The 8,091-nt window shown below is 63.4% G+C and carries 8 protein-coding genes and 2 pseudogenes; 4 read left to right on the forward strand and 6 right to left on the reverse strand.

Annotated elements, in window-relative coordinates; all coding sequences use genetic code 11:
- Positions 1-66: 66 nt before the first annotated feature.
- Positions 67-1,543 (forward strand): annotated as a pseudogene (locus CWS39_RS29895) (amidase); the annotation flags it as partial.
- Between the two features lie 74 nt (positions 1,544-1,617).
- Here CWS39_RS29895 and CWS39_RS27685 read toward each other — a convergent pair.
- The 5 genes and pseudogenes from CWS39_RS27685 to CWS39_RS27705 all read right to left on the reverse strand — a co-directional run.
- Positions 1,618-2,090: pseudogene (locus CWS39_RS27685) on the reverse strand (IS21 family transposase); the annotation flags it as partial.
- A gap of 120 nt (positions 2,091-2,210) precedes the next feature.
- Positions 2,211-2,774: a TetR/AcrR family transcriptional regulator gene (locus tag CWS39_RS27690; protein WP_102146037.1), complete on the reverse strand. Its 564-nt coding sequence runs from the start codon at positions 2,772-2,774 to the stop codon at positions 2,211-2,213.
- 62 nt (positions 2,775-2,836) lie between these two features.
- On the reverse strand, positions 2,837-3,262 hold the full coding sequence (locus CWS39_RS27695) for a DUF962 domain-containing protein (protein ID WP_102146038.1): 426 nt from the start codon (positions 3,260-3,262) through the stop codon (positions 2,837-2,839).
- Positions 3,263-3,337: 75 nt separating this feature from the next.
- A complete protein-coding gene (locus tag CWS39_RS27700) occupies positions 3,338-4,075 on the reverse strand; it encodes an SGNH/GDSL hydrolase family protein (RefSeq protein ID WP_102146039.1) in 738 nt (245 codons plus the stop codon).
- 2 nt (positions 4,076-4,077) lie between these two features.
- A complete protein-coding gene (locus CWS39_RS27705; protein WP_102146040.1) occupies positions 4,078-4,917 on the reverse strand; it encodes a dienelactone hydrolase family protein in 840 nt (279 codons plus the stop codon).
- 153 nt (positions 4,918-5,070) lie between these two features.
- Here CWS39_RS27705 and CWS39_RS27710 point away from each other — a divergent pair, with 153 nt between their 5' ends.
- The 3 genes from CWS39_RS27710 to CWS39_RS27720 all read left to right on the forward strand — a co-directional run bounded on the left by CWS39_RS27710 (position 5,071) and on the right by CWS39_RS27720 (position 7,501).
- Complete coding sequence (locus CWS39_RS27710) at positions 5,071-6,063, forward strand: esterase family protein (RefSeq protein WP_102146041.1); 993 nt, start codon at positions 5,071-5,073, stop codon at positions 6,061-6,063.
- Positions 6,064-6,152: 89 nt separating this feature from the next.
- Complete coding sequence (locus CWS39_RS29900) at positions 6,153-6,344, forward strand: hypothetical protein (RefSeq protein WP_233213739.1); 192 nt, start codon at positions 6,153-6,155, stop codon at positions 6,342-6,344.
- Positions 6,345-6,706: 362 nt separating this feature from the next.
- Positions 6,707-7,501, forward strand: coding sequence for an alpha/beta fold hydrolase (locus CWS39_RS27720; RefSeq protein ID WP_102146042.1), 795 nt, complete (start codon positions 6,707-6,709; stop codon positions 7,499-7,501).
- 125 nt (positions 7,502-7,626) lie between these two features.
- Here the strand turns inward: CWS39_RS27720 and CWS39_RS27725 are convergent.
- A partial coding sequence (locus tag CWS39_RS27725; protein WP_142386965.1) for a cysteine hydrolase family protein occupies positions 7,627-8,091 on the reverse strand: 465 nt, incomplete at its 5' end.

An 8,091-nucleotide genomic window follows, 5' to 3' on the forward strand; every position in this document is an offset into this window, starting at 1 on the left:
AACGCCGCCGACATGCTCATCCTGGGTGCCGGTCAACACACCCGCACAAGGAAAGCAGCGCAAACGATAAACATTGATGAGTACATCTCCTATGACGCCGTCGCGCTCGCCGATCTCGTTGACCGCCAGGAAGTCACCGCGGCCGAGCTGCTACGCCTGGCACGTCAACGAATGGGCACAGTCAACCCGCTACTAAATGCAGTCGTCCGAGAAATCGGCGCACCGGCGAGCGCTCGGGCAGCGGCCACCGACCTGCACGGGCCATTGGCCGGTGTGCCCTTCCTGCTCAAAGACCTTGGGCAGGAATACATCGGTCAGCCGTGCTCACATGGTTCACGGTCCATGGCCACAGTCATAGCAACAGAGAACGCGGACGTCACCCGGCGCTTCCTTGACTGCGGTCTGGTGATTGTCGGTCACACCAACACCCCAGAGCTCGGCGCGAAAGCTGTCACCGAACCCGAATATTGGGGACCTACCCGCAATCCCTGGAATACACGCCACACCCCGGCGGGTCATCCGGCGGATCAGGCGCCGCGGTGGCCGCGGGCATCGTTCCCGCGGCTGGCGCCAACGATGGAGGCGGATCCATACGCATCCCCGCGGCGTGCAACGGCCTCATAGGGCTGAAGACAGCCGCGGCCTCATCATTGATCGATCACGAACCGGCGAGGCACATTTCGGCATGGTCACCCAGGGCGTGCTCTCCCGCACGGTCCGCGACAGCGCCAGCCTCTACGACGCCCTCGTCGGCGACCGCACGGCACCCAGTGACCAAACAGCCCGCCCCAACAATCCTTTCATCAAACAGATTCACGACCCTCCGCCGAAGCTCAGAGTCGGCTACACGTACACATCGGCGATCAACCACAGCCCGCATCCCGAAGCCATCACCGCAGTGGAGAACACCGCGCGGCTCCTCACCGAACTCGGCCACGACGTGAAACCCGTTGAACCGCCCTATGACGACGCCGCGTTAGCACGCGATTTCCTCGTCGTATGGTTCGCCAGTCTGCATCACGAGGTCTCGTCAATCAAACAGCGCTTCGGAGCCCGCAACCGCCATTTCGAAGCTGACACACTCGCCGCCGCCGAGCTCGGACGAGCAGCCGGCCTCGACGCCCTGCGGAGCGCGCTGAGCAAGGTGAATGACCACATCCGATCACTGACAGCGTTTCACGCATGCCATGACGTTCTCCTCACCCCGACTCTCGCCGCACCACCGCCCGTCGTGGGTGCCGGCACCACACCCCGTGCGCTGCGCGGACTGGAACGGTTGACCGCCGGCGTCCGCGGCGGAAAGGCATTGATCCGCACCGGAATTCTTGACCAAATCGTCCACGACAACCTGAGCTGGGTCCCGTACACCCAAGCCGCCAACCTCACCGGCCGTCCAGCGATCAGCGTACCGATGCACTGGACGCAAACCGGCCTACCGCTAGGAGTGCAGTTCCTCGGGCGATGGGGCGCAGATGGCGACCTTCTCCGGATTGCAGCGCAACTCGAGCGCGCGCAACCATGGATTCATCGCTACCCAACCACGGTGCGCAGGGTGGTTCGTACAGCGGGCACGTCGATGAATGAGACGCAAACCGCGAAAGTCGCGCTCACAGCGCAGATCGGCGACAACCACCGTGAATAGCCCAACACCATGGTCAGCACCGGAAGCTGCATCGGGTGCGCCACTGCCCGTAGCCGACCAGGATCGTGATCGGCGGAAACGATAAGTCGCACTGGGCGATATCCCCGGCGGCATAGGTCGTCTGGCTCGCCGGATCCGGCGGCAAATGGACCGGACGCACCTCCCGGATACGTTTCTTGAACAATGTTATCCCACCCGTCCAGCCGACCCACTCGGCAATCACCGCGGCCGGCATCGTCGGCACTTCCTACAGCTGGGCCCGGATCGCGTCCTCGAATGCACCCACCGCCAAACCCATCGGCTTGCGCACATACTCCGGCGGCCCCTCCGACGCCAGCGCAAGAACGCACCGTGTTCCGGGAGATTCGCAACGTCCTGGCGATCGTCTTGATCGACAACCCTCCGCCCGACGCAGCCTGCGGATCTCAGCCCAGTCCTCCAGTGACAACCACTCACTTCTCCTCTCGGCTCATCCGCCGAGAGTCGGTCGAAGGGAGTCAAAATTTGGGGTCGACTACGGGGTCAATTTTCAGGCGACGCCGACGGACGGTCGGGTGGAATTACGCCCTCACGTGCGGCCGGCTTCAGCGCCGAGGAAGCCTGCGAGGGCGGTCCGCAGCCGGGTGAGCTTGCGGCCGGCGTCGAACTCGACCAGGGCCGCCTCCGCGACCATGCCGACCCACAGCTGAGCGCTCTGGTGGGGATGTGGCCAGCCCATTGCTTGAAAGTCCGGTTCGCACAGTGTCGCAGTGGCCGCGTTGCGTGCGCGCACCTCCTCGGTGATCGCCGGTTCGGCACGAGCTTCGAGCAGCAGCGCCCGAACGCCACGTTCGCGCAGGCAGACATCGAGATAGGTGCCGGCGCCGAGCAATAGCCGATCCACGCCAGGGCTGCGGTCAGCGATAGCAGTGATCGTGTCGGCCAAGATGCGGTCATGGAAGCCGCGGTGCAGCGCAACGAGGTAACTCGCACGGTCGCCGAAATGGTGGAAGAACGTTCCCTTCGACACGCCGGCCTCGTCCACCACACGGTTCACGCTCAGGCCCGACAGTCCTGACTGCTCGGCAATGCGCAGCCCGGCATCGACCAGTGACTGCCGGGTGCGCGCAGCGGTTTCTTGACGCAGAGTCATCGCCGCGACACTACCGGTTGAAGCTGGTACCGCTCGGCCGTAAGCGCGACGCTCGGTCAGGTTCACGACGCCGGTTCGGGCGCGGCGCTCGGCGCGCTGGTCGAGATCGCCGAAACGAGGCGCGGGGCGCGGGCCGTCAGTTCTTCGCTGACGGCCTTTCGGCGCCGAGCGCGTCGCTGGCTGCGGCGTGCCAACATCTCGCCATACATTTCCGACACGTGAATCAGTCCGGTCAACTGATACGTGAGCCAACCTTTCGGTGTTGACGGCAGGTTCTTCTCGAAAACGATGTGACCCAAGATGTTCACCGCCCAGCCGCCGACGAACATCGACACCCCCACCCTCGGTTTAGCGAAAACCAGCGGCATCCCGAAGATGATCGCCGGGGCGCCGACCAGGTGGGCGGCCTTCACCCCTCGACTCGTGTGCTGGGTGCGGTAGAAGGCCAGCTTCTCAGCGAATGCGGCCTCAGGCGGCGGAGCGTACATGCAAAGTCCCTCCTCATTAGCAACAACGTTCACCCTAGTCAGTGACCGTCCGGTCGGTCAATAACTAGGGTGGAGTCACGCCTCATCGGCTCTCGCCAGTACCGTGCGGTGCACATAGCCCTCGATCAATTCTGCGATCATCGCGGCGCCGCGGGTGTTCTGGTGGATGAAATCGGCGGTGAGGACGAGACCTCGGCTGCGGCCGATGCTGTCATAGGAACGTCGCAGGATGCGGTGCTGCAGGACCGAGGTGTAGCGCTCGAGCGTGCCGGGTGGCAGCGGCAGTGTCGGGGCATGACTTTCACGGAGGTACTCGCGCTGGCGTTCGTAGAGCGCAAGGTACGAAACATCGTGCGCCGCAGCGACTTCCTCGACAGCCGCGCTGAACTGTTCACCGGCATGACCGGCACGTGAGCCGATGTCCTGCCCCAACACCGGTGGTGACATCAGTGCGATCGACGCATCTGTCTGCGCGCACAACCTCGCCGCGATGGCCGCGAGGTTCTCCTGAAATCGGCCGAGGGTGGGCGGCGCCGGCAGCTTCTTCCGTCGGACCATTCGGCGTGCGTTGGCCTCGCTGAGCGTGCTCCACAGATCGTTGGTGCCGATCAGTACGACGACCGCGCTGGGCTGCTGCGCAATGATCGCATCGATGCGCTGCAGCACATTTGCCGAGCAGTCGCCGTTGACCCCGGCGCCGGTAACGGTGAGGTCGTGGGGGTGCAGCCTCGCGGCGAGCTGCGGCACGTAGCCCACACCGTAGTGGCCGCGGGTGTTGCTATCGCCGACGCACACGATTGTTCGCGTAGTCATGGTCAATGCGATCCGTCGATTTGCTCGGCACGGACGAGGCGCCGATGGATGAAGTCCAGTACCTGATGCAACGCTGCGTGTGTCGCCGTCCCGGGAGTGTCGATGAGGTGCTCGGTGAGCACCGAGTGGGGCGGCAGCGTGGCGGCCGGGTTCGCGTCCCGGTCATCGAGTTCTACGGCGATGAACGCGTCGCCGAGATGTTGACGAAGGAACGCAAATCGTTCGGCCGGCACAAAAACATCGCTGCGGAAGCGTAAGCCCAGAACCGACAACCCGTTGGCGCAACGCTGTTTGACGCGAGCGAGGTCGTCCGGGCTGATGTCCATGGAACGTCTCTGCTGCCCGGTCAGTGGCAGCGGCAGGGAGGGCTGGGAAAGCACGGGCGCGAGAAGGCGATCGTCTACCGCCATGGCCAACGCATAGCCACCGGTGAAACACATGCCGACCGCCGCTACCCCTGGCCCGCCGCACTTTTCGTGTTCGTTCGCGGCCAATGCCCGCAACCAGTGAACGATCGGCGATGTCCTCCCGGATGCCAACGTGACGAACTCTTTGCTGACACAGACCCGGGCGGCGGAACCGAGAAAGTTCGTCACAGCGGCCATTTTTCCGTGCGCGTCCGGGTTGGGGTCACGGCCTGGGTCGCCGAAAAGGTGAGGCAAGACCGCGGTACATCCGAGTTCTGGCAGCCTGCGGGCGAATTCGAGCACCCGCGGAGTAATCCCCGGCATCTCTGCTATCACGATGACAGCGGGTCCAGCACCCAGCCGGAACACTGTTCGCGTCTTGCCCGCGTGGGTGAACTCACCACGGATGAAATCGTCGAGAGCGTCGTCGGCCATCGCCGGCGTCCTTCCTGTCGAGGTTGGCCAATCACGCGGCATCACGCCGGAGCCGCCCGTGCGCTCCCGCGATTGACGATGCCCTGCGATACATTAGCATTATGACCGACCAGTCGGTCACTGAATTGGTTTACGAGGCGGATTGGGGCGATCATGATCAGGTTTGTCGTGAAGTTGTGGGACTTGTCGCGCCGCCTGGCGGTCGCCGCCCTCGGGGGAGTACTCCTCGTGTTGCTAGGAGTCGCTGCGGGATTGCCTACAGCGCAGGCGTTTTCTCGTCCAGGGCTTCCGGTGGAGTATCTGGATGTACCCTCGCCATCGATGGGTCGAGACATCCGGATTCAATTTCAGTACGGAGGGCCGCACGCGGTTTACCTGCTCGACGGGATGCGCGCGCAAGACGACTTCAACGGCTGGGACATCAACACCGCGGCGTTCGAGTGGTACGACGGATCCGGCTTGTCGGTGATCATGCCCGTCGGCGGGCAGTCGAGTTTCTACAGTGACTGGTACCAGCCGGCCAGGGGCAAGGCCGGCATTTTCACCTACAAATGGGAGACCTTCCTGACGGCGGAGCTGCCGGCCTGGCTTGAGGCCAACAGAGGGGTGTCGTCCACTGGCCACGCCGCGGTGGGCCTGTCGATGGCGGGGGCGTCGTCGCTGAATTTGGCGATCTGGCATCCCGACCAATTCGTCTACGCGGCTTCGTTGTCTGGTGCGCTGAATCCGTCGGAGGGCTGGTGGCCGACGCTGATCGGCATTGCGATGGGCGATGCCGGGGGCTTCAGTCCTTCCGACATGTGGGGTTCCTCCAGTGACCCCGCGTGGCAGCGCAACGACCCGTATGTCAATGTCGACAAGCTGGTGGCCAACAACACCCGCATCTGGATCTACTCGGGCACCGGCAAGTCGTCAGACTTCGACGCCGGAACCAGCGGGGGCAACCTCGCCGCCGCCAAATTTCTTGAGAGCTTCCTGGGCCGCACGAGCAAGAGCTTCCAGGAACGCTACATCGCCGCCGGCGGTAAGAACGGCGTGTTCAACTTCCCGACCAGTGGCACCCACAGCTGGGCATATTGGGGCCAGCAACTCCAACAGATGAAACCCGACGTGCAACGCGTCCTGGGCGCTACCCCATTCGCGTAGCACCTGCGCGAAGAACGGAGTCTGGCGACATTTCCGAATCCCGGGCTCGACGCTTCCCGTGATGCCTCTGATCAAGATGCCCGCGAAAGTTGATCCGTGCCGATAGTTTTGCCCGCGAAATAGGGTGCGGTTCAGACGGCTTTGATCCGGGTGCCCTTGCGGATGACGGGCAGGGCGGTTGGCAGGCTGGCGAGGTAGAGCTGTTCGGTTTTCTCCTTGGTCAGGACCAGCAGCCGGTTCTGCAGGTCGGCGGTCCGACGGGCGAATTGGGCGGGATTTAGGCTGTCGCGGTAGGTGGTCAGCTCGGCATGCTGCGCAGGGCTGAGCGTTCCGGCCGCCAGCGGCCGCTGCAGCGGGGTCTGTGGGGGCGCCGCAAAGACGGCGACACCGGCCGTCAGCGCTGCTGGCGTACCCGATGGGTTTGATGATCGGGGTCAGGTAATTGAGCCGGTCGTTGGACCATCGACAGCCCACTTCCCATGCCTGACGACGGTCACCATGTCGCGGGCACTTTACGCGAGTCAAGCCGGTTCCTTGCACCTCAAGGGAACGGCTTGTACCGTCAATCATACGACCGACCGGACGGTCAATGAATTAGCTCGGAATTCCCGATCGGTGCAGGACAAGGGTAAGGGAGGGCGCAGTGCGGAACTTGCAGACGGCGGCGGGGAACGTGGCCTACGAGGAAACCGGAGAAGGCCCACCCGTTGTTTTGATGCACGCCAACCTGCACGATCATCATGACTTCGACCCGATCGTCCCGGCGCTGGCCCAGCAATATCGGGTGATTACAATCGACTGGCCCGGCCACGGCGAGTCCGATATCAAGACCGACGTCACCGCCCGTGCGATCGCAGACACACTCGCCGAGTTCGTCGACAAGCTCGCCCTCGAACCGGCAGTGTTCATCGGCAACTCGATCGGCGGCTTCGCGGCAGCCCGCCTGGCCTTGGACCATCCCGACCGGGTCGCCGGACTTGTGTTGGTTCAACCGGGCGGATTCACCAAACGATCGGTGATCACCCGCGCCTACTGCCGAGCATTCGGATCGTCGCTGGTCGCGCGGCGCTGGCTGCCGCGCATCATCCGCACGTACATGAAAGCGATAAACGACAACGACCGCGCCGTCGTTGAGCGGGTCAGCCGATTCGCCACCACCGCAGCCGGGCAGGCAACGTACTCGTCGTTATGGCGCAGCTTCAACGATCCCGGCTTCGACCTCACCGGGCGCGCCGCCGGGATCAAGGCACCGACGCTGATCATTTGGGGGAAACGGGATCCCATCGTTCCCGTGCGTTACGGCAAGGTGGCGCACAAGCTCATTGCCGGGTCGCGAATCGAAGTATTGAACACAGGACATCTCCCGTTCTCTTCGATGCCCGACCAGTTCTTGGATATCGCCGAACCATTCGTGCAATCTATCCATGCCGCGGTGTGAATGGCAGCTAGCTAGCTGAGCTAGAAGCATCCCGCGATGTCGGCGCGGACCAGATTCGACGGCGGAGCGCAATTCCGGTCTGCCCCATGAACAATCGTTGTCGAGAGACTGAGGCATCGGGTGACTCATCGAGGTTTGGTCAACTCCGTCACGGTTTGTGCTGTCGTCCATGTCGCCGAAGCGAGAAACCGAAAGTTGACCAGTGCCGCCAGGTATCCGTCACCCTCGGGCAGTCGAGGACCTGCCGTGGCATCGCGGACGACGACAACTTCGAATCCTTGCTCGATGAGTTCACGTAGATGGCTTTCCGTACACAAATTGGCGGCCATCCCCGCCAGAATGACTTGTGTCACTGCGCGTTTGCGGAGTTGAAGAACCAGATCGTTGGACTGAGGGCCCACCAACTTGTGGGGGGAGGCGATGACGGTCTCACCGTCTCCGATGCGATCTTTGTACCTGTCAAGGTAGTCGGCGCCGGAACCGTCGAAACCGTCCAGTCTGAGCGGATCGGTTCGCGCGAACATCCCGACGCTGTGCATGAACCGCTCAAGCGGCCCGCCGAACTTCCAGCCGCGATCGGACGGGTAGTA

Origin of the sequence: Mycobacterium hubeiense (assembly GCF_002838065.1) — a bacterium.
Lineage (GTDB): Bacteria > Actinomycetota > Actinomycetes > Mycobacteriales > Mycobacteriaceae > Mycobacterium > Mycobacterium hubeiense.